Annotated in this window: 21 protein-coding genes; 17 read left to right on the top strand and 4 right to left on the bottom strand. The window is 70.4% G+C overall.

What is annotated here, in order from left to right:
• Positions 1–41 precede the first annotated feature (41 nt).
• Positions 42–692, bottom strand: coding sequence for a TetR/AcrR family transcriptional regulator (locus tag FRANEAN1_RS31845; protein ID WP_020463809.1), 651 nt, complete (start codon positions 690–692; stop codon positions 42–44).
• Between the two features lie 63 nt (positions 693–755).
• Here FRANEAN1_RS31845 and FRANEAN1_RS31840 point away from each other — a divergent pair, with 63 nt between their 5' ends.
• The 8 genes from FRANEAN1_RS31840 (at position 756) to FRANEAN1_RS31805 (ending at position 9,565) form a co-directional block, all read left to right on the top strand.
• Positions 756–1,556: an SDR family oxidoreductase gene (locus FRANEAN1_RS31840; RefSeq protein ID WP_041255004.1), complete on the top strand. Its 801-nt coding sequence runs from the start codon at positions 756–758 to the stop codon at positions 1,554–1,556.
• Between the two features lie 143 nt (positions 1,557–1,699).
• Positions 1,700–2,845, top strand: a complete 1,146-nt coding sequence (locus tag FRANEAN1_RS31835) for a sulfotransferase (RefSeq protein ID WP_020463807.1) — start codon at positions 1,700–1,702, stop codon at positions 2,843–2,845.
• A gap of 26 nt (positions 2,846–2,871) precedes the next feature.
• Entirely contained in the window at positions 2,872–4,071 is a 1,200-nt protein-coding gene (locus tag FRANEAN1_RS31830; RefSeq protein WP_020463806.1) for a cytochrome P450, read from the top strand.
• 127 nt (positions 4,072–4,198) lie between these two features.
• Entirely contained in the window at positions 4,199–5,041 is an 843-nt protein-coding gene (locus FRANEAN1_RS31825; protein ID WP_020463805.1) for a nitroreductase family protein, read from the top strand.
• Between the two features lie 53 nt (positions 5,042–5,094).
• Entirely contained in the window at positions 5,095–5,997 is a 903-nt protein-coding gene (cysD, locus tag FRANEAN1_RS31820; RefSeq protein WP_041256727.1) for a sulfate adenylyltransferase subunit CysD, read from the top strand.
• Entirely contained in the window at positions 5,997–7,919 is a 1,923-nt protein-coding gene (cysN, locus tag FRANEAN1_RS31815; protein WP_020463803.1) for a sulfate adenylyltransferase subunit CysN, read from the top strand. Before cysD ends, cysN begins: the two co-directional genes overlap by 1 nt.
• 157 nt (positions 7,920–8,076) lie before the next feature.
• A complete protein-coding gene (locus FRANEAN1_RS31810; RefSeq protein ID WP_041256726.1) occupies positions 8,077–8,790 on the top strand; it encodes a 3'(2'),5'-bisphosphate nucleotidase CysQ in 714 nt (237 codons plus the stop codon).
• Between the two features lie 13 nt (positions 8,791–8,803).
• Positions 8,804–9,565: an SDR family oxidoreductase gene (locus FRANEAN1_RS31805; RefSeq protein WP_020463801.1), complete on the top strand. Its 762-nt coding sequence runs from the start codon at positions 8,804–8,806 to the stop codon at positions 9,563–9,565.
• 91 nt (positions 9,566–9,656) lie between these two features.
• Here the strand turns inward: FRANEAN1_RS31805 and FRANEAN1_RS31800 are convergent, their stop codons facing one another.
• A complete protein-coding gene (locus FRANEAN1_RS31800; RefSeq protein WP_020463800.1) occupies positions 9,657–10,553 on the bottom strand; it encodes an LLM class flavin-dependent oxidoreductase in 897 nt (298 codons plus the stop codon).
• Between the two features lie 63 nt (positions 10,554–10,616).
• Between FRANEAN1_RS31800 and FRANEAN1_RS31795 the strand changes: the two genes are divergently transcribed.
• From FRANEAN1_RS31795 to FRANEAN1_RS31780, 4 genes are all read left to right on the top strand, one after another.
• Positions 10,617–11,102, top strand: coding sequence for a toll/interleukin-1 receptor domain-containing protein (locus tag FRANEAN1_RS31795; RefSeq protein WP_020463799.1), 486 nt, complete (start codon positions 10,617–10,619; stop codon positions 11,100–11,102).
• A 144-nt stretch (positions 11,103–11,246) separates the two neighbouring features.
• Positions 11,247–12,476, top strand: coding sequence for a toxic anion resistance protein (locus tag FRANEAN1_RS31790; protein ID WP_020463798.1), 1,230 nt, complete (start codon positions 11,247–11,249; stop codon positions 12,474–12,476).
• A gap of 143 nt (positions 12,477–12,619) precedes the next feature.
• Entirely contained in the window at positions 12,620–13,081 is a 462-nt protein-coding gene (locus FRANEAN1_RS31785) for a hypothetical protein (protein WP_049796071.1), read from the top strand.
• Positions 13,078–14,784, top strand: coding sequence for a TerD family protein (locus FRANEAN1_RS31780; RefSeq protein WP_020463796.1), 1,707 nt, complete (start codon positions 13,078–13,080; stop codon positions 14,782–14,784). Before FRANEAN1_RS31785 ends, FRANEAN1_RS31780 begins: the two co-directional genes overlap by 4 nt.
• A 105-nt stretch (positions 14,785–14,889) precedes the next feature.
• Here FRANEAN1_RS31780 and FRANEAN1_RS31775 read toward each other — a convergent pair whose 3' ends face one another.
• Together FRANEAN1_RS31775 and FRANEAN1_RS37565 are read right to left on the bottom strand one after the other, a co-directional pair.
• Positions 14,890–15,360: an acyl-CoA thioesterase gene (locus tag FRANEAN1_RS31775; protein ID WP_020463795.1), complete on the bottom strand. Its 471-nt coding sequence runs from the start codon at positions 15,358–15,360 to the stop codon at positions 14,890–14,892.
• Positions 15,303–16,388 (bottom strand): hypothetical protein, encoded by a 1,086-nt coding sequence (locus FRANEAN1_RS37565; RefSeq protein ID WP_157472868.1) that lies wholly within the window; start codon positions 16,386–16,388, stop codon positions 15,303–15,305. Before FRANEAN1_RS37565 ends, FRANEAN1_RS31775 begins: the two co-directional genes overlap by 58 nt.
• A gap of 571 nt (positions 16,389–16,959) precedes the next feature.
• Here FRANEAN1_RS37565 and FRANEAN1_RS31765 point away from each other — a divergent pair.
• From FRANEAN1_RS31765 to FRANEAN1_RS31745, 5 genes are all read left to right on the top strand, one after another.
• A complete protein-coding gene (locus FRANEAN1_RS31765; RefSeq protein ID WP_157472867.1) occupies positions 16,960–19,695 on the top strand; it encodes a vWA domain-containing protein in 2,736 nt (911 codons plus the stop codon).
• Positions 19,692–20,936, top strand: coding sequence for a toll/interleukin-1 receptor domain-containing protein (locus FRANEAN1_RS31760; protein WP_020463792.1), 1,245 nt, complete (start codon positions 19,692–19,694; stop codon positions 20,934–20,936). The genes FRANEAN1_RS31765 and FRANEAN1_RS31760 overlap by 4 nt, the downstream gene beginning before the upstream one ends.
• Position 20,937: 1 nt before the next feature.
• Positions 20,938–23,991 (top strand): hypothetical protein, encoded by a 3,054-nt coding sequence (locus tag FRANEAN1_RS42650; RefSeq protein ID WP_020463791.1) that lies wholly within the window; start codon positions 20,938–20,940, stop codon positions 23,989–23,991.
• A 504-nt stretch (positions 23,992–24,495) separates the two neighbouring features.
• Positions 24,496–24,807 carry a hypothetical protein gene (locus FRANEAN1_RS31750; RefSeq protein WP_157472866.1) on the top strand — a complete coding sequence of 104 codons (312 nt, stop codon included), beginning with the start codon at positions 24,496–24,498 and terminating at the stop codon, positions 24,805–24,807.
• A complete protein-coding gene (locus FRANEAN1_RS31745; RefSeq protein WP_020463790.1) occupies positions 24,807–25,958 on the top strand; it encodes a zeta toxin family protein in 1,152 nt (383 codons plus the stop codon). The genes FRANEAN1_RS31750 and FRANEAN1_RS31745 overlap by 1 nt, the downstream gene beginning before the upstream one ends.
• Positions 25,959–26,634: the final 676 nt, after the last annotated feature.

The following is a 26,634-nucleotide window of genomic DNA, read 5'->3' as shown; positions in this document are numbered from 1 at the left end:
CGGCCACGCCCGGCGGCCTGCGCCCGGCGGAGGCGCCGGCGCTACGGCGAGCTCGGGCGGCGGCCCTCGCGGATGGCCTCCACCACGAGGCCGATGACCCAGTTGATGGCGTTCGTCGCGGCGTCGCCGTCGAACTCCCACACGCCGACCAGGCGCTCGTAGGACGGCACGTGCCACAGCACGTCGAGCATGGCCGCCGCGGTCTGGCGCTCGGCCTCGGACCAGTCGGCGGTCTGCGGGATGACGGCGTTGAGCAGCGCGTCGCGGCGCAGCCTGTCCTCGGCGACGAGGGCCGGCTGGCGCGGCTCCGGGTGGCTCCACCGGGAGACCGAGTAGGAGGACAGCGTCGCGAACGACCGCCTGGTGATGTCGGGGAGACCGTCGAGCTCCAGCCCTTCGTAGGTGACGCCCGCCTCCTCCTGCAGCCGGCGCATGACCGCGTTGTGCAGGTCGCGCTCGGTGGGGAAGTGCCGGTAGACGGTGCGCTCGCCGACCCCGGCCCGCTCCGCGACCGCGCGGAAGGTCAGGTCGCCCCAGTCCCAGACCGGGAATCCGTGGACGAGAGCCGAGCCGGCGGCGACGATGCGTTCACGCGTCTGGACGGCCCGCTCACGGCGCAGCGGGCTGTCGTAGCGCCGCCGAGGCCGGTCGGTCTCGCCGCCGTCCTCCTCAGGTGTTGCCGGGACGCTCATATTGGTGACATCATACTGTCGCCAAACCCTTTCGGCTGGACGAGGTGGACGGAGGCAACCGAGGTGGATCTTGGCTTAGCCGGTGCCGCGGTGGTGGTACAGGGCGGTACCCAGGGTATGGGCCTCGCGGCGGCGGAGTGTTTCGCCGCGGACGGGGCCAGGGTGGCCGTACTCGCGCGGAACCGGGCAAATCTGGAGAAGACCATTGGCCGTCTGCTGGAGCTGGGGGCCGCCGACGCCGTGGCCCTGCCCGCGGACATCACCCGCCCCGACGAGGTGACCGCCGCGTTCGACCTCGTCCGCGACCGGTGGGGGGAACTGAACTCCCTTGTGAACGCTACCGGCCCCAAAGGCGGCCGGATGGGCCCCTTCGAGGAGCTCACCGACGACGACTGGTTGGCCGCGGTCGACGTCGGCGTGTTGGGTATGGTCCGGTGTGTGCGGGCCGCGCTGCCCCTGCTGCGCGCCGCCGAGTGGGGCCGCATCGTCAACATCTCCGCGCATTCGACCAAGCGGCAGACCGCCTCGCTGATCGCGTACACCGCCGCGAAATCGATGGTCACCAGCATCACCAAGAACCTCTCGCTGACCCTGGCTCCAGACGAGATTCTCGTCAACACCGTGTCTCCGGGAAGCTTTGCCTCCGAGGGTCTGGCCATGTGGGCCCGCGGCATCGGCATCGACCCGGAGGACCTGCACGCCGTGATGCGCGGCATCACGGAGCATTTCGGCCATCCCGCCCACCTTCCCCGCGCGGGTGCGCCGCGTGAGATCGGTGCCGTGATCGCCTTCGTCGGCTCGCGCCGGAACACATACATGACCGGCGCGAACGTCAACGTCGACGGCGGCTCCGACTTCTCCTGACGGACGGGTTCCCGCGGTCAGCCGCGGGTTCGTCGACGCACAGATCCCCAGTCGCCCAGTCGCCCAATCGCATAGCCGCCTGGGCCCATAGTCACCCGCGACGTACGCCGCGGGTGGCGGCCCACGTCCGAAGGGGAGAAACCGTGGGAGCGCATCACGAACTGCTCGACGCCGCACGCGCCGAGACCGGACTTACCGACTTCGGTGAGGACACGTTCCTGGAGGGCCTGGAGGTGCTCGTCCGCGCTCTCCAGCAGGAGGCCGCGCTGAACAGCACCGGCCAGGCGGCGTTACGCAAAATGATCGTCGGCCTGTTGAGCCAGCGGCTGCAGATCGAGGACTGGTACCGGCGCCAGCCCGAGATCGACGACGAGCGGATCACCGCGCCGCTGATCGGGCTCGGCCTGCCGCGCACCGGGTCGACGGCGCTGTCGTTCCTGCTGGCCGAGGACCCGAACGCCCGGTCGCTGCGGATGTGGGAGGCGACGGCGCCCTGCCCGCCGCCGTCCACGGTCCACGGTGACGACAAGAGGATCGAGGACGGCCGGGCCGACGTGGCGGAACGGAAGCGGACCTCGCCGCGCCGGCTCGCGCTCGTCCCGGCCAGCGCGACCGGCCCGACGGAGTGCCAGAGCCTGATGGCGCTCGACTTCCGGGCGCACTTCTTCCAGGCGTTCGCCTACGTACCGTCCTATTCGAAGTGGCTTCTCAATTCCGATCTCACCTCGACCTACCGGTACGAGCTGCGTGCGCTGAAACTGTTGCAGTGGGGCTTCGAGGCCCAGCCGTGGCGGCTGAAGTGCCCGACCCACCTGCTCTTCCTGGACGATCTCGACAAGGTGTTCCCGGACGCCCGGTTCGTGATGACGCACCGCGATCCCGCCGAGGTCATGGTGTCGGTGGCCGACCTCTACGCCGCGGTGGCCCGTTCGTACTGCGACGACATCGACGAGCGCTATCTCGGCCAGCTCAACATCGAGCACTGGTCGGTCGGCATGGAGCGGGCGCTGGCGTTCCGCCAGAAGGCCGGCGACGACCGGTTCTACGACATCGACTTCCGGGCGATGCAGCGTGATCCGCTCGGCGAGATCCGCGGGCTCTACGCCTGGCTCGGCGAGTCCGTCACCCCGGAGTTCGAGGCCGGAATGCAGGGATGGTGGCGGGAGAACGCGGAGAAGCGCGAGCGCAACGTCCACCCGGACCCGTCGACGTTCGGTATCGACGTCGACCGGATCCGCCCGCTGTTCGCCGACTACACCGCGCGTGCGGCGGCCTGGACCGCGCACTAGCTCGACCGCTCATCGAAAGGAAAGCAGTGCAGGACGAGAGCGTCTACTACGACCCGTACGACTTCGAGATCGACGCGAACCCCTACCCGGTGTGGCGGCGGCTGCGGGATTCCGCGCCGCTGTACTACAACGAGAAGTACGACTTCTACGCGCTGAGCCGGTTCGAGGACGTCGAGAAGGCGTTGACGGACTTCGGGACGTACACCTCGGGCAAGGGTTTCATCCTCGAAGTGATCAAAGCCGGTATCAGGCTGCCGCCCGGCAACCTCCTGGCGGAGGACCCGCCGCTGCACGACATCCACCGCGGTCTGCTGTCGCGGGTGTTCACGCCGCGGAAGATGGCCGCGCTCGAGCCGCAGGTGCGCGAGCTGTGCGCCCGCATCCTCGACGAGCTGGTCGGCACCGACGGCTTCGACTTCGTCGCCGATCTCGGCGCGATCGTTCCGATGCGGGTCATCGGCATGATGCTCGGCATCCCGGAGAGCGACCAGGTGGCGATCCGTGACGCCGGTACGCGGCGGCACCAGCTCACCGAGGGTGAGGCGCCGGCGCCGACCGACGCCCGGTCGACGGCGCAGCCGTTCGCCGACTACATCGACTGGCGGGCCACCCATCCCTCCGACGACCTGATGACCGAGCTGCTGCGGGCCGAGTTCGAGGACGAGACCGGCACCACCCGCCGGCTCACCCGCGACGAGGTCCTGACGTACACCTCGGTGCTGGCCGGTGCCGGCAACGAGACCACCCGCCGGCTCATCGGCTGGACGGGACAGCTGCTCGGCGAGCACCCGGACCAGTGCCGGGAGCTCGCCGCGGACCACTCGAACGTCCCGCAGGCGATCGAGGAGATCCTCCGGTTCGAGTCGCCGTCTCCGGTGCAGGGCCGGGTGGTCTCCCGCGACGTCGAGCACCATGGCGGCACCATCCCGGGCACCATCCCGGAGGGGAGCGCGGTGATTCTGCTCAACGCCTCCGCGAACCGTGACGAGCGGCACTTCGCCGACCCGGACACCTTCGACATCCACCGCCGGATCGACCGGCATCTCGCCTTCGGGCACGGCCTGCACTTCTGCCTCGGCGCCTCGCTGGCCCGGATGGAAGGCCGGGTCGTGCTCGATGAGGTGCTGAAGCGGTGGAGCAGCTGGGAGGTCGACCGCGACAACTCCGTGCTCGACCACACCTCCACGACGCGAGGGTGGATGAACCTGCCGGTGGTCACGTCGTGAGGAACAACTCCTAGGCAAGCAGAAGTTGCGCAGGACGGCCGGCCCGGCGGGAGGATGAGCAGGATGCACCGAGAGCGGACACACGGAGTTCGGGCGCGCCCGAACCAGGTGAGGACCCGGCGGACCGATGTGCGCTGACAGCTCCGACGCGGCGCGGGAGCTGGCGGCGGTGCTCCCCGCGGACACGGTGGGCCTGCTGGAGGGCCTGACCACGACCCGGGCCATCCGCCGTTACACCGACGAGCCGGTGCCCCGCGAAGCGCTGCGCGCCATGCTCTTCGCGGCCACCAGGGCACCCAGCGGCTCCAACCGGCAGCCGTTCCGGTTCATCGTGCTGACCGACGGCCCGAAGGCCGGGGCGGCGAAGAAGCTGATCGGTGACGCCGCGCGGCGGACCTGGGGCGGCAAGCGCCAGGTGGACCGGTACGACAGCGGGACGGGGACGGTCGCGGACTCGCCCAAGGCCCGGATGGCCGCGGCGATGCAGCAGTTCGTCGACGGGTTCGAGCGGGTGCCCGTGCTGATCCTGCCGTGCCTGGTGCGCTACCGGGACCCGACTCCGTCCGAGGGGGCGTCGGTGTATCCGGCGTGCCAGAACCTGCTGCTGGCGGCCCGCGCGCTCGGCTACGGCGGGGCGTTCACCGGCTGGAACTTCGCCGTCGACGCGCAACTGCGCGAGCTGCTCGGCGTGCCCGAGGGCACGTTCGTTGCCGGCACCATCACTCTGGGCCGGCCGGCGGGCCGGCACGGCCCGGTGCGCCGCCGCCCGATGGCCGAGCTTGTGTTCGAGGAGGAATGGGGAGCGCCGGCGGACTGGGCGCTCGACCCACCCGGCACCGCGTTCACCTCCGCCGGCCCGCCCCGGCCCCCGGCCGTAGCGGGCAACGGCACTGCGGGCGGGAGCACTGCGGGCGGCGGCATCACCGGCGGCATCACCGGCGGCAACGACGAGGAAAGGCCCCGGTCATGACGCCGGTCGACGGTACGGACACACCGGTACGGACGCAGAAGGGTAGCCCTGGCATGGGCCGACTGACACATCTGCAGCGCCTGGAGGCGGAGAGCATCCAGATCTTCCGGGAGGCGGTGGCGGAGAGCGAACGGCCGGTGATGCTGTATTCGGTGGGCAAGGACAGCACCGTGCTGTTGCACCTGGCGATGAAGGCGTTCTTCCCGTCGCGGCCGCCGTTCCCGCTGCTGCATGTGGACACGACGTGGAAGTTCCGGGCGATGTACGACTTCCGGGACAAGGCCGCCGCGGAGCTCGGTGTCGACCTGCTCGTCTATCAGAACCCGGAGTGCGTGGAACGGGGCATCAACCCGTTCGACCATGGTTCGGCGACGCACACGGACATGTGGAAGACCGAGGGACTGAAGCAGGCGCTGGACCTGTACGGGTTCGACCTGGCGTTCGGTGGTGCGCGCCGCGACGAGGAGAAGTCGCGGGCGAAGGAGCGGGTGTTCTCGATCCGCTCGGCGCAGCACCGGTGGGACCCGAAGGCACAGCGTCCGGAGCTGTGGCGGTTGTACAACGCGAGCAAGGCACCGGGGCAGAGCGTGCGGGTGTTCCCGCTGTCGAACTGGACCGAGCTGGACGTGTGGCAGTACATCCACCGGGAGAAGATCCCGATCGTGCCGTTGTACTACGCGGCGCCGCGCCCGGTCGTGGAACGCGACGGCGCTCTGATCATGGTGGATGACGACCGGATGCGGCTGGAGCCGGGGGAGGTGCCCGAGCAGCGCAGTGTCCGGTTCCGGACGTTGGGCTGCTACCCGCTGACCGGCGCGGTGGAAAGCACCGCCGGAACCCTCCCGGAGATCATCCAGGAGATGTTGCTGACGACGAGCTCGGAACGCCAGGGCCGGGTGATCGACCATGACTCGTCCGGGTCGATGGAGAAGAAGAAGCAGGAGGGGTACTTCTGATGGCGCACGCGGCCAGCGACCTCGTCGCGGACGACATCGAGGCGTACCTGAACCTGCACGAGCACAAGAGCATGCTGCGGTTCATCACCTGCGGCAGTGTCGACGACGGAAAGTCGACGCTGATCGGCCGGCTGCTGTACGACTCGAAGCTGGTGTTCTCCGATCATCTCGCCGCGTTGGAAGCGGACTCGAAGAAGGTCGGCACGCAGGGCGACGGGCTGGATTTCGCGCTGCTGGTCGACGGGCTCGCCGCGGAACGTGAGCAGGGCATCACGATCGATGTGGCGTACCGGTTCTTCTCCACCGAGCGGCGGAAGTTCATCGTCGCGGACACCCCCGGGCACGAGCAGTACACCCGGAACATGGTGACCGGGGCGTCCACCGCGGATCTCGCGGTGATCCTCATCGACGCGCGTAAGGGTGTGCTGACGCAGACCCGCCGGCACAGCTATCTGGTGTCGCTGCTGGGGATCCGGCACATCGTGCTCGCGGTGAACAAGCTCGACCTGGTCGACTACTCGCAGGACGTGTTCACCCGGATCGAGGCGGACTACCGGGAGTTCGCGGCCCGGATCGGCCTGAGCGACATCGTCGCGATCCCGCTGTCGGCGCTGGCCGGTGACAACATCACCGAATCCAGCCCGAACACCCCCTGGTACAGCGGGCCGACCCTGGTCGGCCATCTGGAGACGGTGGCGGTCGACGACGACGCGCACACCGGGGCGTTCCGCCTGCCCGTGCAGTGGGTGAACCGGCCGAACCTGGACTTCCGCGGGTTCTCCGGGCAGATCGCCGGGGGCACGGTCCGCCCCGGGGACCGGGTCCGGGCCCTGCCCTCCGGGCAGGAGAGCACCGTGGAGCGGATCGTCACCGCCGACGGGGACCTGGACGAGGCGATCGCCGGCCAGTCGATCACCCTCACCCTGGCCGACGAGATCGACGTCAGCCGCGGTGACGTGCTCGCCACCGCGATCGACCCGCCCGGGGTCGCGGACCAGTTCGAGTGCCATCTGGTGTGGATGGCCGACGAGCCGATGCTGCCCGGCCGCCCCTACCTGATGAAAATCGGGGCGCGGACGAGCAGTGTCACGATCGCCCAACCCAAGTACAAGGTCAACGTCAACACCCTGGAACACACCGCCGCGCGCACCCTGGACCTGAACGAGATCGGCGTGTGCAACATCAACGTCGACCGGCAGATCCCGTTCGATCCGTACACGACGAACCGGCACACCGGCGGGTTCATCCTGATCGACCGGTTCACCCGGGCCACGGTCGCGGCCGGGTTGCTGCACTTCGCCCTGCGCCGCGCGGACAACGTGCACTGGCAGGCCGTCGAGGTCGACAAGACCGCCCGGGCGCGGGCGAAGGGGCAGCGCCCGGCGGTGCTGTGGTTCACCGGCCTGTCCGGTGCGGGGAAGTCCACGATCGCGAACCTGGTCGAGAAGCGGCTGCACGAGCAGGGTTTCCACACCTACCTGCTGGACGGCGACAACGTCCGGCACGGGCTGAACAAGGACCTCGGGTTCACCGACGCCGACCGGGTGGAGAACATCCGCCGGGTCACCGAGGTCGCCCGGCTCATGGTCGACGCCGGGGTGATCGTGCTCGCCTCGTTCATCTCCCCGTTCCGCGCGGAACGCCAGCTCGCCCGTGACCTGCTCGAGCCCGGCGAGTTCATCGAGATCCACGTCGACACCCCCCTGGACGTCGCCGAGTCCCGGGACCGCAAGGGGCTCTACGCCAAGGCCCGCGCCGGTCAGCTGGTGAACTTCACCGGGATCGACTCGCCCTACGAGCCTCCCGAGCACCCCGAGCTCCGCATCGACGCCAGCGGCACGATCACCCCCGAGGCCTCCGCCGACCTCGTCGTCGAGCACCTGCGCACCAACGGCATCCTCACCCCGCCGGACGCGCCATGATCCCCAGGCCCGCCGTGGACCCCGCGCGTGCCGCGGGGTCCACCGTCGCCCCCGCCCCCACCACGACCCGTGTGGAGACCGGCTCATGACCAGTGACACCGCCCCCGCCACGGCTGACGGCGCCACCGGCGGGGCGCACACGATTCCCGCGGCCGGGATGGACGACCACACCCTGGCCGCCGCCCTCGCCCACGAGGCCGGCGAACTGCTCCTCGCGATCCGCGACCAGGGCGGCGCCGAGGGTGACCGGCAGTCCAACGAGTTGCTGCTGCACCTGCTCGCCCAGACCCGCCCGCGCGACGCCGTCCTCTCCGAGGAGAGCACCGACAACCACATCCGCCTCGGACACGACCGGGTGTGGATCATCGACCCGCTCGACGGCACCCGCGAGTACGGCGAGCCACCACGGGAGGACTGGGCCGTCCACGTCGCCCTCACCAGCGGCGGGACGCCCATCGCCGGAGCGGTCGCGCTCCCCGCGGCCGGCCTCGTCCTGCACACCGGCACACCACCGGTCCTCCCCGCACCAGTAGGCGGGCCGATCCGGCTCGCGGTCTCCCGCACCCGTCCACCCGCCTGCGTCAACCACCTCCTCACCCAGCTCGACGCGACCCTGGTACCCATGGGCTCCGCCGGCGCCAAGGCGATGGCCGTCGTCCGCGGCGACGTCGACGTCTACGCCCACTCCGGCGGCCAGTACGAGTGGGACTCCTGCGCACCCGTCGCCGTCGCCGCCGCCGCCGGGCTGCACGTCTCCCGCCTCGACGGCTCGCCCCTGCGCTACAACGAACCCAACCCCTACCTCCCCGACCTCCTCATCTGCCGCCCCGAACTCACCGACACAGTCCTGACCGCGCTGAGAGACTCGTGAGGGGAACCGCGCTGTGAAACTCGCCGGCAGGGTCGTCGTGATCACCGGCTCGGGGGGTGGTCTCGGCGAGGCCTGCGCGCGCCGGTTCACCGCCGAGGGCGCGAAGGTCGTCGTGACGGACGTCGACCCCGCCGGCGTCGAGCGGGTGTCGAGCGCGATCGGCGGTGTCGGCCTGGCGGCCGACATCACGGTCGAGGACAACGTCCGCGCCGTCGCCGACCTCGCTCGCCGCGCCTACGGCGAGATCGACGTCTGGTTCAGCAACGCCGGGGCCGCCGGCCCCCGCCAGCCCGGCGACGTCCAGGCGAACCCCCTGTGGGATTCGTCCTGGCAGCTGCACGTGATGTCACACGTGTACGCGGTCCGCGAGGTTCTGCCGGCGATGCTCGAACGGGGCGACGGGTATCTGCTGCAGACGGCGTCGGTCGTCGCGCTGTCGACGCAGGCGGAGAAGGCGGCGTACTCGGTGACGAAACACGCGGCGCTCGCGCTCTCCGAGTGGCTGGCGGCCGCGTACCGCCCGCGCGGCATCAAGGTCTCCTGTTTCTGCCCCGGCGCGATGCTGACACCGATGCTCCTCGCGAACGGCCTGCCCGCCGACCATCCGGTGCTCCGCTCCGCGCCGACACCGGACGCGCAGGCCGACCTGCTCATACGGGCGATCGACGAGGAGCGGTTCCTCATCGTCGACTCGGAGCAGGGGCCGGACGCGATGCTGGCCAAGCTGACCGACTACGACCGCTGGATCGACGGCATCGCGCCTCCGTTCGGCTGAGATCGCCTGAGATCCCGCCCCGCCGCGGCCCTGACACACGCCCCGTCGTGACCCCACCACCCGGCCCGGCGGGCCTTCCCCGACCGCGCGGTCAGGCGTCCGTGTCCGCCTCGGTGACGATCGGCGGCCCGGCGTCGATGCGGGCGCGGGCGTCGTCGGGACCGCCGCGCCACCAGCCGAGAGCCTCGACCCACCAGGTCAGCCCGGCATCGGCATAGGGCCGGACGACCGCGGCGCCGCGGTCGGGCGCATCCGCGTCGGTCGCCCCCTCGAGGACGATGTCGAACGGGTGTCCGTGCGTCCCCGCGGACACGCGCAGGGCGTGCACGTACCGGACGATGTCGGCGAGCATCGGCGCGGGCATGGTGGCCGGGCGGCCGTAGTCGGCGTGGACGGGCATCACGCCGTCCCACCGGGCGGCGCGGCGGAACGGCGCGCGCAGCGGCCACCGGCCCGCGCACCACACCGGTGGCCGCGGGCGCTGCACGGGGGTCGGCGCCATCGACACGCCGTCCACGACGACGTGCTCGCCGTGGGCGGTCACCGACTCGCCGCTCCACAGCGCGGCGAGCGCCGCAAGTGACTCGTCCAGCCTGGCCGCCCGCAGCCGCGGGTCGGCGGGCTCCCCGAACGCGCTGTACTCGGACGGCATCGAGCCCAGGCCGGCCCCGAAGACCACCCGGCCGCCGGAGAGGACGTCCAGGGAGGCGATCTCGCGGGCGAGCTTGCCGACCCGGCGCCGGGGAACCGCGGTCATCAGGATTCCGAGCCGGATCCGCGTGGTCGTCGCGGCGATCGCGGCGGCGGCCACGGTCGGATCCACGACCGGCCAGTCGTGGTGGTACAGGACGTGATCCCATACGAACACGCCGTCCCACCCGGCCTGCTCGGCCCGGCCGGCCAGCTCGGTGAGCAGAGCCGGGTCGGCGAAGACGCCGACATTGGGCAGGCCGACGGCGAACCGCGGCGACGTGCCGTCGATCGTCATGATCGGACGCTAGCCGAACGCCGGCACCGCCGGTCACCGCTTCGGGATGGGAAACTGTGGACCATGAACGTGGGCACGGGGGGCGTGGCGGGCCGCGAGGCCTCGGGCGGTCCGGCAGGCGTGGCCTTCTTCGTCTCCTACACGCGGGCTGACCGCCGCTGGGCGGAGTGGATCGCCTGGGTGCTGGAGGAGAACGGTTACTCGACGCTGCTGCAGGTGTGGGACTTCGGCCCGGGGAGCCGGTTCGTCGAGGAGATGCACCGCGCGGCGGGTGCGGCGGAGCGCACCGTCGCCGTCCTGTCGTCGGCGTATCTCGACTCGCGGTTCGGCGCGGCGGAATGGCAGGCGGCCTGGGCGGACGATCCCGACGGGCGGCTGCGCAAGCTTCTGGCGTTCCGGATCGAGGACTGCCCCCGGCCGGGTCTGCTGGGCCAGCTCGTCAGCGTCGACCTCTTCGAAGTCACCGAGGAGGTCGCGGCCGCCAGGGTGCTCGCCGCGGCCCGCGGCGGCCGGGACAAGCCCCCGACCCGCCCGGCGTTCCCGGGCTAGGCGCGGGCCGGGAGGTGTCGGGAAGGCGCGGAGAAGAGCCCGCGTAGTCGGATGATCGACAGGGCATGTCGCGTAGGGTCGGTGGGGGCAGAGACTTCCTCCGGCATGTGCACCCGCCGGGCGCGGGTGCCGGAAGGGGACGCCATGTCGGATTCGCTGGACCTGGGCGGGCCACCGCCCTCATCCGTCGGCGTGGCCGCCGCCGGCACCACCGGTGGGGTGCTCGAGCTCGCCCCACCGGCTCCGGTGCCGGTCGTCGCGGACGACCAGGTGGACAGCATGGTCCCGCTCGACGAGAAGACGCGGGCGCAGCTGCGCACGCGGGCCGCGGCCTTCGCCGACGACCTCGCCGCGCAGGACCCGCGCAGTCCGGCGTTCCAGGACAAGATCAACGACATCGTGCGCATGGGCGAACGCGAGATCGTCGCGAGCGCCCGGGTGTCCAGCCGGATGCTCGAGCGACCCGCGGCGGCGCTGCGCGGCACCCGCGGCTCCGGCAGCGGCGGCGACGCCCAGGCCCGGGTGGCCCACACCCTCGTCGAGCTGCGCCAGACGGTGACGGATCTCGACCCGGCCGGGGCCGACCTCAAGGGCACCCGCCGGCTGCTCGGCGTGGTCCCGTTCGGCAACCGGATCTCCCGGTACTTCCAGCGCTACCAGTCGGCGCAGAAGCAGCTCGACGCCATCATCAGGGCGCTCGACTCGGGCCAGGACGAGCTGCGCAAGGACAACGCCGCCATCGAGCAGGAGAAGGCGAACCTGTGGGCGGCGATGGGCAAGCTCACCGAGTACGCGACCCTCGCGAAGGCCCTCGACGGAGCCGTCTCGACGAAGATCGACCACATGCGGGCCACCGACCCGGCGACCGCCGACGGGCTCACCTCCGACGCGCTGTTCCCCATCCGCCAGCGCCAGCAGGACCTGCTCACCCAGCTGGCGGTGAGCGTGCAGGGCTACCTGGCCCTCGACCTCGTCCGCAAGAACAACATCGAGCTGATCAAGGGCGTCGACCGGGCGCAGACGACCACGGTCGCCGCGCTGCGCACCGCGGTGATCGTCGCGCAGGCCCTGGCGAACCAGAAGCTTGTGCTCGACCAGATCAACGCGCTGAACGCCACGACGAACAGCATGATCATGTCGACGAGCGAGCTGCTGCGCCAGCAGTCCGGCCGCATCCAGGAACAGGCGTCGTCCAGCACGGTGGACGTCGAGACGCTGCAGAAGGCGTTCGACAACGTCTTCGCGACGATGGACGCCATCGACACGTACAAGGTGAAGGCGGTCGAGAGCATGGCGACGACCGTCGCCGCGCTCGAGACCCAGGTGGGGCGGTCGAAGGCGTACCTGGAGCGGTCCCGCGCCGGCGAGAGCTGACCGTGCCCACGGATGACCCGTCCTGACGCCCGCGCCGCGGCCGGCCCTGGGGCCGGCGCCGCGGCCGGTGGGGAGAGGAGGACGCCGTGATCTTCCGGCGGCGTGACAGTGCCGGGAGTTCGGCGAACGACGATCCTGCCGCGGTGGCCGGCGGTGCCCGGGGGCCGGGCGACGACGTCGTCCGGCCGGTCCGCCAGCTCCAGCGTGAGCTCGCCGAGCTCGTCGCGGGCGCGAACGCGAACGGCGGGAGGCTGCCGCCCGGGGCGGTGCCGACCGTGCGCGACATCGACGACGTCCTGCGCCCGTTGCTGCGCTACATCGAGGTCCAGTCGGCGAGCGAGGAGGAGATGAGGTACCTCACCGCGATCGTGCACGAGTACCTGCCGCAGGCACTCGGGGATTTCGTCGCCCTGCCGGCCCACTACGCCGACCGCCCCGGGGTCACGGGGACCACGCCCGCCGACGACCTGATCCGTCAGCTGCAGCTCCTCGACGAGGGCGCCAACGAGCTGCAGGATCTCGTCTACACCGGGGACGCGGCGAAGCTGGCGATCCAGGCGCGCTTCCTGGACGCCAAGTTCCGGCGCTCCGACCTCGACTCGTGACCGTCACCCTGCCCAGGGGCGGCAACGTGCTGCTGTCCCGGTCCGCGCCGGGCGTGGCGCGGGTGCGCGTCGCGTTCGGCTGGAGCGAGGCGCCCGGCTCGGCCGTCGACGTGGACGGCGTCATCGCCCTCGTCGGCGGCGGCGGCGCGCCCACCCGGCTGCTCCTCGCCCACCAGGTGCCGAACCCCGCGGAACGGCTCGGCTCCCTGGCACCGCCCCGCCCGACCAGCGGCGAGGCCGAGGCCGTCGAGGACGTCGTCGTCACCCTGGCCGCGGTGCCCGCCGCCGTCAGCCGGCTGCAGTTCGGGGCTGCGATCTACGACTCGGCCGGCCGCGGGCAGACGTTCCGGTCGGTGCCCCGCGGCCACATCCGGGTGCTCGACGACGCCGACGGCCGGGAGATCGTCAGCTACGCCTTCGATGTGGAGACCGGCCTTGAGACCGCCCTGATCTTCGGCGAGCTGTACCGGCACCCGACGGGGTGGAAGTTCCGGGCGGTCGGCCAGGGGTACGCGGGCGGCCTGCCCGGCCTCGCCGGCGCGAACGGAGCTGGTGCGAACGGAGCTGGTGCGAACGGGGCCGGTGCGAACAGTGCCGGCGCGAATGCCGCCGTCGCGAACGGAGGCGGTGTGCCGGCGGCGCGGCCCGCCGACGTGGCCCCGTTCCTCACCCGGACCTCTCGGGCCCGGAGCCGCCGCAAGATCGCCGATCACCTGCACCCGGCGCATCTCGCCCACCCAACCGGCCCGTCCACACCGGCTCGGCCGGCACCGACCTCACAGTCGGGGCCGCAGCCACCCGCGCCGGGAGCACGGCCTACTCCGGCGCCGACTTCACCGCCGCCATTCCCGCCTTCATCGCCACAGCGGCCGGCACCACAGCGGCCGGCACCACAGCGGCCGGCACCACCACGGCCGGCACCACCACGGCCGGCCCCGCCGTCATCTCCACCGGCGGCCGGCGGCGCGCGGTCGCCGCTGGACCTCGGCGAGGACGACGAGGACACCGCGCGGCCGGAAACGCCGGCGGCCGGCGTCCCGGAGCGCCGCCCGTCGACCCCGGCCGAGGTCGGCGAGCGGTCCTCGCGCCACCGGCAGCGCAACGAACACGTCAGCGCGCTCGACGACGATCACCCGGCCACCATCTGGACGGCGGAGCAGCGCGGCTCCGGCGCCCTGACCGTGACCCTGCGCTGGGAGACCCTGACGACCCGCACGGGGCTGCCGCGCCCGAGCAACATCTACCTCGGCTGCCTCTGGCAGGCACTGGACGGCGCCGCCGGCGTCATCCAGCACCTGGGGCACTCCGCCAGCAGCGCCGGGCGCGCGGGCCGGCAGGTGCTGCGCCTGGGCAGCCGCGACGAGCGGGACGGCCAGACGATTTTCGTCGACCTGAGCGCCCTCGCCACGTTCAAGCGGTTCTTCGTCTTCGCCTACGGGCTGCACAGCGCTCCGGAGTGGGCGTCGCTGCGGCCGGTGCTCACCGTCGCCGGGCGGTCGGGCGAACAGCTCGCCATCCGCCCCGGCGGGGCTTCGCCAAGTGCCCGAACCTGCGTTGTCGCCTCTTTTCACATGGTAGGCGACGACCTGGTCATCCGGCGGGAGAACGATTTCGTCGAGGGGACCCAGGCCGACGCCGCGGCGCGGTACGGCTGGTCGCTGGAATGGAATCCAGACGGCATGACACCGCGCGATACTCCGTAGTGTTCCTTCATCGGCGCCGAAAATCCCGGCGCCGCCGAGCCGCGCCGCCGGTGCTGCCGCGCCGGGCCCTCCGCGCGAGGGCCGTCCGGCGTGCCGCCGGGCAGGTCAGACCCCGGCGTCGACCCGGGTGGGAAAGGCCATGACCGTCGTCAGGAGCTCGCGCACCTCCTGCGGTACCGGCGCCGGCCCGGTGGCCGGGCGGTGCACCAGCACGGCGTCGCACAGCGCGACACAGGTCTCGCCGTCGAACATCGCGCACACCTGCAGGACGGAGCTGGTGCCGACCCTGCCGACGCCCACGCCGACGTGGTACTCCCCGGGGTAGCGGACCTCGCCCAGATAGTCGATCTCCACGCGGGCCGCGACCACCGGTAGCGGGCGGCTCAGCGCCGGCGCCACATGGCTGTCGCCGAGCATCGCCCGGTTCATCCCGACCCGGGCCTCCTCGAAGAGCGCCGCGATGGCCACGTTGTTCACGTGCCCGAGGCTGTCCATGTCGCCGAAGCGGGGTTGCAGCGTCATGACGAACGGGTAGTTCGCCAGCTGTGTCCTCGCGGGGTCGTGCGTCGCGCCCATGAAGTCCTTCTACCGCTCCGGGCGCGGCCCGGGGGAGCCGGCGTGGCATGTGTCTCCTCCGGCGCCGGCGCCCGTGGCCGCGCCCGGCGCCCTCGCGGTGCCGGGCCGACTGCCGGGCCGGGCCGACTGTGGCACCGGGCCGGCCCGCGCGCCGGTCGTCGTACGGATCGTCGTGCCGGCGGTCGCGCCAGTGGTGGGGCCGCGCCGGCGCTGGGGCTGTGCTGGTGGTGGGTCGCGCCGGCGCTGGGCGACTCTGCCGCTGGAGCCACCGGAGCCACCGAATTCAGCCGGCAGAACGGATGGCCGGCCGGGTCGAGCAGCACCCGCCACCGGTCGGGCCCGGACCGCAGATACTCCAGCTGGTCGGGATGTTCCATCAACAACGCCGCGCCGTTGCCCAGCAGGTTGACGGTCGTCTCGAAGCCGGCGGCGAGCAGGAGCTGGGCGGTCGCGATGAGCTCCGTCTCGGTCAGCCGGTCACCGTCGTCGACGAGCCTGACGAGCTGGCTGAGAATGTCCTCGCCGGGATCGCGGCGCAGCCCCTCGAAATGGCCGCGCAGCCAGGTGTTGATGGCCTGCTGCGCCCGTTCCACCCGCCGGAATGCGCCGTAGGGAAGGCCGAAGTCGAGCGTGGCCGCGGCCGCGGTGCCCCAGGCGAGGAACTGCGCGTGCATCGCCGCGGGCACGCCGAGAATCGTGGCGATCACGGTCACCGGCAGCCGGCTCGCGCAGCGGCCGACGAGATCGACGGTGCCCTCGTCGGCCATGGCGTCGAGCAGCGCATCGGCGGCCCGTTCCACCTCCCCGCGCAGCCCGTCGACCGCGCGGGGCGTGAACACCTTCGACACGAGCCGGCGCAGACGGGTGTGGTCCGGCGGGTCGATAGCCAGCAGGGACGGCGGATCCAGCGGCCCGTTCACCGCCGGGTCGGGGGAGAGCCGGGCCATCAGCCGCAGTGGCGCGGGCAACGCCGACATGTCGAGGACCATGCCGAGCGCGTTGTCGCGCAGGCTTTCCCTAACCGACATGGCTGGCCGAACTGACAAGGCTGGTCGAGCTGACACAGCTGGCCGAACTGACATGGCTGCCCGCCTCCGCCGGGTCGACGTCCACGGGCTTGTTCCCGCTCGTCCCAGCGATTCCGTGACGAGCACGGCATCCTGGCCGGTGCGGTCAGCGAGCCGGCAACGCCGCGACAGCCACCAGAGGTTTGTCGCTGTGCAGGAGTAGCGGCGGAGCGGACCGTGCCGCCTCGACGAAACCGTCGAATGAGTGTTTCTCGGCCAGGCGCGCCCAGGAACGATGGTCCAGCGTGTGCGTGACCACGTGGCCTGCCCTTTGCTGGCATTACCTGTGTAGTTCCTCTGTGGAGCGCAGATGGAGCAGTGGTTTGTCGCCCGGGGTTCGCGGATGCAGGTCGCTCCGTACTCGTGTTTAACGTCATGCCATCCGGTATGGTGCATAACTTGATGGACGAGATTTTCGGGGGGTCCATTGCGTACGGGGGGGCTCGGCCATCCGCGCCGGGCGTTAGAGAAGTACTTGATAGGCCTTCTGACCTGCGTGTTCGTCGTTCCCGTGGCTGTCGGAACGTCGGCCATGGGCGCGAGGGAAGTGCTGCCGGCCGCGCCGGTGATTCAGGCCCGGACGGCAGCTTTCGTGGGCGGCGCGCGGGCAGCGGCGTCCTCGGGATCACTGTCGGGGCCGCTGCCCGGCTCGGCCGGTGCCGCCGACAGCGGAGCGATGGACGCGGTGATCCTGGTCGATGTGTCCCGCTCGCTCGACGAGCCCACGATCGCCCTGGAGGCGCGTGCCGCCGGCGTGATCGCCGCAACCGACCTGTCGACCCGCACCAGGATCGCGGTGACCGCGTTCGCCAGCATGGGGCCGTCCGGGAGTAGCACGGCGAGACCAGCCGCCGAGACCCTCTGCCCGCTCGCCCCGGTAGACGACCCGGACGACCGGGACCGCATCAGCGGCTGCCTCTCCGGGATCATGCGGCGCACCGCCGGCCAGGGCCAGGACACCGACTACGTCACCGCCCTGAAATCGGGCTTCGACACGCTTCTGTCCGCACCTGCCACCGGCTCCGGCCCAGCCCGGAAAGTGATTTTCATTCTTACCGACGGCCAGCTCAGCACGGCCGGAACCGACTCGAGCGGGGGCTCGTCCACCGACCGGTCCGAGAGCGGCCAGATCCGTGACGAGATCCTCCCCGCGGCCAGGAAAGCCGGCATCGAGATCTGGCCGTTCGGCTTCGGGCAGAAGCCGAACATCGCCGATCCCACCGGCCACACAGTCGACCTGGCCACGCTGGCACGCGACGCCAGTCCGCCACCCACGCCGTGCCCGGGCTACGATCCGGCTACGGAGCGGGTCGTGCCGCTGGCCACGTCCGCCGATCTGACCGGGCCGCTGCTGACCACGCTCGGCCTGCTGCGCTGCGAGTTCGCCGGCCCGGTGAAGTCGTACGGTCTCGACCTCGGGTCCGAAGTCGGCGTGGTCATACCCGCCGGCGTCGCCGATGCGGCGATCACCGTCCTCAAACCGAGCCAGGGCACCCGGCTCACGTTCCACCCCCCGGGCCCGGGCGGTGTCGGAGACAAGGACGTGCCCCTCCCGCGCGACTTCGACGAGGCGGGCAGCAGCTATGTCCGGCGTGGAGGCTCCGGATGGGTGGAATCCCTGCGGATCGTCAATCCGCCGCCCGGCACCTGGGTCGTGAAGGCCGAACCGGCCCCCGGCGAGCCCGGCGGGGTGATCACGGTCGTCCCGGTCTGGCGGCTGCTCGGGAACCTTGAGATCGATGGGCCGGCGCCGTACCCGGGTTCGCAGGCCAGCGCGCACCTGCGCCTGTTCGGCCGGCGGGACGCCTTCGCCGACGCCGCAGGCACGGCCGGCCTGCGGGTCGACGTGACGACACTGCGGCCGGGGCAGAACCCGGCCGACGGGATTCCCGCCGGCACCCTCAGGGACGACGGCGGGAAGCAGGACGTCCCAGGGGCCGAGCGTGGCGGCGGGGCCGGGAACGGGGTCGGAAGCGGGACTGAGAGCGGCCGCGGTGACGGCGTGTTCAGCGGTTCCGTGGCCGTCCCGAAGGACGCCTCCGAACGCGTCATCTTCGTCGCGCGGCTCGGCGGTACGAGTTTCGGGCAGGCGCTCTGCGCCCGCCAGGTATGCGGCGAGTGGACGTTCATGAGTGCCGTCAGCGGATCCGCCGGCGGAGTCGGCGCCGCCGGCCCGCATATCCGCATCCGCCCTCCGGCCGGATCCGTTGTCGCGGGCGGCGAGATCAGCGGTGAGATCACCATCCACGCCCTGGGAACCGGCAGGCTGCCGCTGCTCGGCATCGCACTGCTCGACCAGGATCCGGGAGTGACGGTGAGCCCGGCCCGGATTCAACCGCCGCCGGCCGGCGGCGGCTCCGGTACCGGGACCACCGTGCGCTTCACCCTGCGTGTGGACTCGTCGGCACGGCCGGGGCCGCTGCGCGGCAGCGTCGCGGTGACCAACCTCAATGCCCCGCCGAACATGGGGATGGCCATCGGTGACTTCGACATCACCGTGCGCCCGGCACCGACCGGCGGCACATCCGGATGGGTGCGCCTGATCGTCGCGCTGGTATCAGCTGCCCTGTTCGCCGCCATCGTCTCCGGGGGACTGCTGGTGTGGGGCAGCTCCAAGAAACGGAGGAGCATGGGGGGCAGGCCCGACAGGGGCGTCGCGGATCCGCCGGACATACCGAGTGATCAGCCGGTGCCGTCCGGTACCCTCGCGTCGCCCGAGCCGCGGGGGGTGCTCGGCCTGACCGTGTACCTGTACGACCACGGAACGCCCGTCGACTACCTCGACGCGGAGGAGTCGGACGGCGCCCGCCTGGCCCTCCGGCTACCCAAGCCCGATTCGCCGCCCCAGTTGGCGCGACCGGCCGACGGTGCCGAGCCTGACTTCGTCATCCGGCGGGTGGAGGATCCGGAATCGACGGATATCCGGATCCGTCGACCGGGCCAGCGCGAGCTCACCTTCCCGGTGGGGCTCACGGTCCTGCACCGCGCCGAGAACGCCTTCGACCTCGCGGTGATGGACACCTGGGAACCAGCCGAGCCGGACGTCAACCCGGCCGACCGGGTGAACGCGGACAGGCACGCGGTAAGCGGGGACGGCGCACCATCCGCGGCGGCCCAGCCGACGGCTCAAGCTGTTGAGTCGACGGCTCAGGCCGTTGAGCCCGGCACCGGGCCTGCGGCCGCGGTGGACGGGGAACCGGATCCCGCCACGGAACCGGTAGCCCCGCCGCCGGGCGGATCGCGGGTCGGGGAGGTGAACCGGGCATGACGCTGAAAGTTTTCATCAGCTATGCCCGGAAGAACGACCGGCGCAAGCACATTACAATCTTCCGGCAGGATCTACAGAACGAGCTCGAGCAGCAGATAGGTGGGGAGCCGGTCGAGGTTTTTCTCGACCGGGATCTCACGCCGGGGGCCGACTGGAAGTCGGACATCGAGAACGAGCTCAACACGTGCGATTTCTTCATCCCCATCTGCACCGAGAGCTATTTCCAGTCCGCGGCCTGCGCCGAGGAGTGGGGGCTGTTCCGTCGCCGTCTGTTCGAGGCGGTGAGGTACGGTGACAAGCGGCCGTCCCGGATCATCCCCATCTGGTGGAAGCGGATGAGCTACATACCGCCGATCGTCAAGGCTTACCAGCTCACGATCGACGGCAACCCGCACACCACGAAGAGGGGCCTCTTTGATGACCTGATCGAGAATCGGGATTTCGGAGCGTACCCGATGGCCGTCCAGCATCTCGCCGAGCAGATCAAGAAGGTGCACAAGGCAAAAGCCTCGCGGGACTGGCGGCCGCGAAGCCCGCAGCTGAGGATGGACGGGCGGAACTTTGCGTTCGAGCCGGGCCAGTTCGGCAGGGACGACGTCCTGAAGTGCCATCTGGTATATGCGGTGGCCAAGAAAGAACAGCTGAACGGACGGCTGGTCCCGGATGAGGGCGCGTATCATGAGTCCGTCGACGAGTGGGACCCGTTCCGCAGGCGCGCGGCCTCCTCGGGGCATCCGATGACCCACTGGGACGCGATGACGAGCTACCCGGCGCTCGGTCTGAGCTGGGCACTTCACATGCTGAACATAGAGGTGATCGGCGAGCCGCTACCCGCCTTCGAGGAATGGAATGCCGCGACAGTGAGATCGATCAGGCGAAAGGGGACGCCGATGATCGCTTTGTTCGATCGCACGGATCCTATCGGGGCTCGAATCTGGATGATATCTACAATTCAGCCGACGCAGGCTCGAAAAAGAGTCGTGATTTCTCCGCTGCCCGAAGCTGTCGCCGGGACCGAGAGCACCACGGGCGCCGTGGGAGTGCAGAGTGCCGCAAGCGCCGCGGATTCCGCGGGCGCCGCCGGAGCCGCCCGCAGCGATCCTCGCTACATATTCGAGTGCGTGCGGGCGACGACTGAGATCGTCGCCGCTGTCCGGCGCAGTGCGGAGCACCACTGGCCCGACGGGTCGGGCGGCGACGGCGGGCCACTGGTGACCAACCCCTACGATCTGGGCACCTGAGATGCCCGGCACGGTGGTCACCTTCTACTCGTACAAGGGTGGCGTCGGGCGTTCTCTCGCACTCGCCTGGGTAGCCTGGATCCTCGCCTCGGCCGGGAAAAAGGTCCTCGTCGTCGACTGGGATCTGGAGGCCCCCGGCCTGGAGAACTACTTCTGGCCGGCCGCGGCCGTCAAGGGGATGCGGACCAGGCCCGGTCTCGTGGATCTCGTCATCGACTACCGCGACCGCCTCGACGCGGACGCACTGGCACGGTACCTGGAACGTCATTCATGGCAGCCGCTCGCCGCCCACCCGGACTGGTCCGGGGAGGACTGGGCGGACCCGTCGACCGCCGAGCAGGCACGCGCGGAGCTGGCCGATCCCGACCTGCGGGAGTGGGTCCGGGAGCGAATCACCAGGGTGGATCTGGATGCGGTCCGCGCCGAGCTCACCAGGGATTCGCCCGGCGGCGAGGCTGATTCTGACCCTATGAAGCAGCGGTTGAGGGACTGTACCAGCTGGGCCTCGTTCGTCGAGGAGCTGGACATCGACGACGTTTTCCAGCCCGGTGGCTCGGTCGACCTCATGCGATCCGGCCGCCTCGACGCTGAATACGCCGCAAAGCTGGCGCTCCTGGACTGGAACGAGCTGTACACGAAGTTCGCCGGGCACCGCTTCTTCCGGACCCTCAAGTCCAGATGGACGGACTACTACGATTTCGTCCTGGTGGATTCGCGGACGGGCATGGGGGATGTGTCGGCCACCTGCACGCAGGTTCTCCCCGATGTCATGGTCGCCTGCTTCGGTATGAACGAGCAGGGCATCCTCAACACCGCACGGGTCGCCGCCCAGGCCCGTGCGGCGGGCGCCCGTGAGCGGCGTGAACTGAGAATCCTGCCGTTGCCGTCACGGATCGAGACCTCCGCGCGGGCGGCGGCGGGAAAGGCAAAGGACCGCTACCAGCGGGTGTTCGAACTGCCGTGGGAGGAGTTCGAGGAGGTCTCCACGACGCTGCCGCGTCAGCCGTTGATAGGGCCCAGAATCCTGGGTGGCACGCAGAAGTACTGGGAGCAGGTGGCGTTGCCGCACACCCCGCGGTACGCGTTCCAGGAGGGTCCGCCGCACGGAATCGACCGGGATCGTCTGCAGCGGGCCTGCGAATTTCTCGCCCAGAACATCGGGCGGGATGACACAATCCGACTGAACCCGCCGTCGCGGACGGCATGGGCGAAGATGGTGGCGGGCTTCGACCGTCCCGCGCGCAAGCTACAGTACGACGAGTTCGTGATCAGCTACGCCGAAGGCGGTCGGGATCCGCTCTGGGCGGCCTGGGTGTACGAACAGCTGTGCCGGATCTCCGCGCGGGTACGGCAGCACAACGCGAGCCGGGACGGGACGGGCTTCCTCGACGACCGGCTCCGGGACGCCGGCGGCGATCCGGGTACGGACATCGACGGCGGGAAGCTCTGTGTGCTGATCCTGCTCAGCCCCAGATATGTCGAATCCGACTTCGGCCGGGCCACCTGGCGGTGGGCCGCCAGCCGCTACACCAGGGCGGACCCGGCCGACCGTGGCTCCAGCCGATGGAGCCTCCTGCCCGTTCTCATCTCCTCCCACGCCCCGGAGACGGCACCGTTCGCCGAGATCCAACCGGTGAGCCTGGTCAAACTCGACGAGGAGACAGCCAGAACGACGCTGCTGGCGGAGCTGGCCGACACGTGGGACGAGCGCGAGTCCGCGGTCCTGACGCCCGTGGAGTTTCCCGGGAGCCCGGAGGATCTCGTCCGCCGTTACCAGGAGCGGGCTGACGAGCTCGAAAGGGCGAACGCTGTGACGGCGGAACGGGTGGCGACCCTGCGCCAGCTCGCCCAGGAGAAGCTGGAGCATCACGGTACGACCTCGACCTCCCAGGCCGTCCAGCACCTGAGGGAGGCGAACCGGCTCGCCCGTGACAGGCGGGACAGCCTCGTGGCCGCTCTCACCGGGTTCGAGCTCGCCTACGCCGAGTTTTCGGAAGAGCAACTACCACAGCGGCGGCGTACCGGCCGGCCCCTACAGACCGCCGTGCGCGCCGTCGAGGAGACCATGCGGCTGGTGGACTCCGACACCATCGCCGATCTCTCCGACGCCACCGACATCCGTGGCGCCATTGACCCCAACAATTCCCGCGGCGGAATCCACGCCAGGAGCACCCTGACGTCTTCCAGGCTCTACCGCAATGATCTGCGCCCCCTTCGCCGGGCCATAGACGAGGTGGACCGGCTTGGGCTGATCGAACCCATGTCCCCGTACGGGCAGCGGCTGCGGCTGGCGAAGGCGGTTGTGCTCCGTCTCCTCGACGACGTCCAGGAGGCACGGCCACTCCTGGTCGAGGTCCACCAGAACGCCGGCCGGGACCGCGCTCTCCGCGCCCGGTGCGACCTGGAGATCGGGATGGGGTCGTTCGCACGCGGCAGAACGTTCTGGGACGACGCGTACCGCAAACTGCTACGGCTGGTCCAGCAGCCAGATGCCGAAGCCAGGATCAGGTTCCTGGCGCTTTCCACCCTAGGCGCGATGTCGAAGCCCGAAGAGGCCAAGGGGCATTTCGAGCGGGCGCTCGAGGCGGTAGCTGGGGAACGCCACCTCGCCGGACTCCAGATCGCCGCCCTCGTGAATCTCGGCCGGAACGCGGCTGCCCGCGGCCTGCATCCCACGGAGGAGGGCGGACCGCTGAAGCACTTCGAGGAGGCGGTCGACGCGGCCAGGGGCGAGTGGCCACTCGTCTCGCTTCCGCTCGCCGAGGCATACTGGCAGACCAGCCGTCCGGTGAAATCACCTCATACATCGAAGGAAATTCTGGCCCGTCTGCTGCGAGCGATCTGGATCTACACTGTTCTCGGCCTGCAGGACGAGGTCCATGAATGCCGAAAGATCATCAGGAGTCGCGCGGCGAAGAACATGGGCTGGGATTCCTTCAAGGAAATAAACGACGGCGAACCGACCTCCACGTTCACCCCCGCGAAGATCAGCGACTTCGACGTGATCATGGCGATCCTCGACGTCCGAGTACCCGACACCACCGCGCTCCGCTGACCCTCCGCCCCGAGCGGGCGCGGACCGGAGCAGCGCATAGATATCAGGAGTATCTGTGATGGCGGGGCGCCGTCCGGTGCCCTGCTTGCCCACGTCATCGGCGCGGCCGGATATGGGGTGTCGGTAAGAAACGCGTCACCAGTCGCAAACGGCGATGATCAGGTGACCTGCGGCCCGGCGGTGCCACCCTGCCCACAGCGGTCCGCGCCGGCGGCCGGGGGGGGGGCTCACTGTCGCCGGGGTGCTGCTGGCTGCGGTCGGGGTGGTGGTTGCCGGGGCTGTTCAGGCAACTGTGGATCTCTACGGTGAGGAGCCACTGACATTGGCGGCGACGTGTCGGGCGATGGCGTCGCCGACTCCGAGCAAGCCAGCGGGTCGCCTGTTCGGGGTCGGATCGGGTGAGCCACCCCGTTAGGCCACCGTCGCGCCAGCAACTACCGGGACTCTTCGTTCCCTTGTGCCCCGAGGGCCGCGAGCTAGGATCAAGAAGGGAAGGGAGTTCTGGTGAAGGAATTCGCCCAGCAGCCGTCCATAGTGGGCAATCTGCAGCCGTTCGAACGCAACGACGACGAGGCGATCAGCTTCGAGGTCACGCTCGACCTCATCGGTCAGGTGGTGGCGGTCTACACCGGCCGGATCGCCGCCGAGCGACGCCAGCCCGAACCCGACCAGGAGGCCATCGCCGCCTGGACCGCGCACCGTACCCGCGCGGCAGCAGACCAGCAGGGGCTGCGGGCGTCCGACCCGGCGGTCGTACAGGAGACCCGCGAACGCTACACCGCCCTGCTCCGGTCGCTGCGGGGCCAGGCCGGCTGATGACCCAGCCGAACCCGTACTACCTTCCCGAAGAGCGTGCCCGGGAGATCTTCACCAACGAGATTGTCAGGGAGAAGTTCGCGGGTGTGGTCTCCCACCGCGACGACGGGCGACGACCGGTCGCGGTGATCGTCATGGGCCAGCCTGGCGCCGGGAAGACCCGAATCGCCGACGCCGTCAAGCAACAGCTCGACGAACGGGGCGGGGCCGCCCACGTCGTGGGCGACTTCTACAAGCCCTACCACCCCGACTACGACGAGCTGGTCATCACCGACCCGGAGCGCGCCTCACCGCTGACCTCCCCGGACGCCCGCCGGTGGATCGACATGGCCACCGAGTACGTGATCGACCAGCGTGCGGACGTACTGCTGGAAAGCGCCGGTCGCGACCGGGCCGACTTCGCCGACATCGCCGAACGCCTCCACAACAACGGCTACCGGGTGGAGGCGGCCGTGGTGGCCGTCGATGAGGCGCACAGCAGGCTCGGTATCGTCGACCGCTACCACGAACAGGTTGCGGACACCGGATACGGCCGGCTCACCGCGCGGGAAACCCACGACCTCTCCTATGCCGGCGTGCTGGATTCGGCCGACTTCATCGACCGATCAGACGCGGTCGACGCGGTCGCCGTGGTCCGCCGCAACAACGAGATCCTGTACGCCAACGAACGCGATGCCAGCGGCGGGTGGCAGCAGGCGCCCGCCACCCGGGAGGCGATTGAGGCCGAGCGCGGCCGTAGCTGGAGCCCCGAGGAGACCGAACAGTTCGCTAACAAGATCGACAATCTGGCGAATGCGATGGGCCCCCAGTGGCACACCGAGTTCGACGACATCACTGACCGGGCGCGGGCACGGGCCGATCCGGCGGTGGCCCTGCCCAAGCGGAGTCCCACCGTCGAAACGAGCACCAAAGCCGGCTCCCGTAGTCCGATCCCTGCCTCTGGTACGGACACCGCCGCGACTCCCGATGCCGCCTCCCCCGCAGACCCCCAGATCACACCGGCGGCGCCCTCACATACCACCCAGTCCCCGGCACAAGCGTCGTTCTCTGGGTCTGTCAAGCCATCCCCGCCTCGCAGGGGCAGTGGCCCACCACCTGGAACCCCGCCACCCGGTCCGCAGATCGGCCAGGGACCTGCCAAAGGCCGATAGCGGCGGATCTCGGCCGTGCCTGCTCAGCGGAACCCGTAGGCGTCGCGGATCTCCCAGGCGGGCTATCGCTTCACGGGGTGCCGGTAAGCAACGTGTCACCAGGTGCAAACAGCGATGATCTAGCTGGCCTGGGGCGGAGAGGCGGGTCGTCGACGCGTTCGTCTCCGATCTCAAACGGGTCTCGGGGAAGGAGAACATCCTTTTTCGGATCAGCGAGGCGGTGGTCGACGAGCCTGACGGTCTGGTTCGTGACGTGGTGTATCCGGCGGCCGGCGGGGTGGAGACAGAGACCGGGACAAACCGTGGGAGGCTACGCCGCGCTCATGACCGGCTCGCAGCCGAGGTTGGCCGGGTTCAGAAGCGAACGATCATGACAGGTCGGAGAGCCTCCCACGGTTTGTCCCGGTCTCCTCCAACGTGGCCCAGGCGAGCCGTTCGAGTGCACCGGCGTCATCTTCGGCGAACGGATCCACCCAACCCTCGACGGGGAACTCCGGTTCGGCAACGCCCTTCGCCTCGACACACTGCGCAACGCCCGGGCCGCAGCCACCGATGGCCTACCGCTCGCCGAGTACCTGGCACGCTCCGCCCTGGGTCCTGAGACAGACGATTCCTCGCTGTAGCTCAGACCTACTTTGCCCCTGGTGACACGAACCCGAGTCCCGGGCCATGTAGC

This window comes from Parafrankia sp. EAN1pec, assembly GCF_000018005.1.
Classification (GTDB): domain Bacteria; phylum Actinomycetota; class Actinomycetes; order Frankiales; family Frankiaceae; genus Parafrankia; species Parafrankia soli.
This window is presented reverse-complemented; position numbering and strand designations above follow the sequence as displayed.

Coding starts and splice junctions, on each gene's coding strand:
- FRANEAN1_RS31845 (WP_020463809.1), bottom strand. CDS start 692: ATGAGCGTCCCGGCAACACCTGAGGAGGACGGCGGCGAGACCGACCGG.
- FRANEAN1_RS31825 (WP_020463805.1), top strand. CDS start 4,199: ATGTGCGCTGACAGCTCCGACGCGGCGCGGGAGCTGGCGGCGGTGCTC.
- cysD (WP_041256727.1), top strand. CDS start 5,095: ATGGGCCGACTGACACATCTGCAGCGCCTGGAGGCGGAGAGCATCCAG.
- cysN (WP_020463803.1), top strand. CDS start 5,997: ATGGCGCACGCGGCCAGCGACCTCGTCGCGGACGACATCGAGGCGTAC.
- FRANEAN1_RS31810 (WP_041256726.1), top strand. CDS start 8,077: ATGGACGACCACACCCTGGCCGCCGCCCTCGCCCACGAGGCCGGCGAA.
- FRANEAN1_RS31800 (WP_020463800.1), bottom strand. CDS start 10,553: ATGACGATCGACGGCACGTCGCCGCGGTTCGCCGTCGGCCTGCCCAAT.
- FRANEAN1_RS31795 (WP_020463799.1), top strand. CDS start 10,617: ATGAACGTGGGCACGGGGGGCGTGGCGGGCCGCGAGGCCTCGGGCGGT.
- FRANEAN1_RS31790 (WP_020463798.1), top strand. CDS start 11,247: ATGTCGGATTCGCTGGACCTGGGCGGGCCACCGCCCTCATCCGTCGGC.
- FRANEAN1_RS31775 (WP_020463795.1), bottom strand. CDS start 15,360: ATGGGCGCGACGCACGACCCCGCGAGGACACAGCTGGCGAACTACCCG.
- FRANEAN1_RS37565 (WP_157472868.1), bottom strand. CDS start 16,388: ATGTCGGTTAGGGAAAGCCTGCGCGACAACGCGCTCGGCATGGTCCTC.
- FRANEAN1_RS31765 (WP_157472867.1), top strand. CDS start 16,960: ATGGGCGCGAGGGAAGTGCTGCCGGCCGCGCCGGTGATTCAGGCCCGG.
- FRANEAN1_RS31760 (WP_020463792.1), top strand. CDS start 19,692: ATGACGCTGAAAGTTTTCATCAGCTATGCCCGGAAGAACGACCGGCGC.
- FRANEAN1_RS42650 (WP_020463791.1), top strand. CDS start 20,938: ATGCCCGGCACGGTGGTCACCTTCTACTCGTACAAGGGTGGCGTCGGG.
- FRANEAN1_RS31745 (WP_020463790.1), top strand. CDS start 24,807: ATGACCCAGCCGAACCCGTACTACCTTCCCGAAGAGCGTGCCCGGGAG.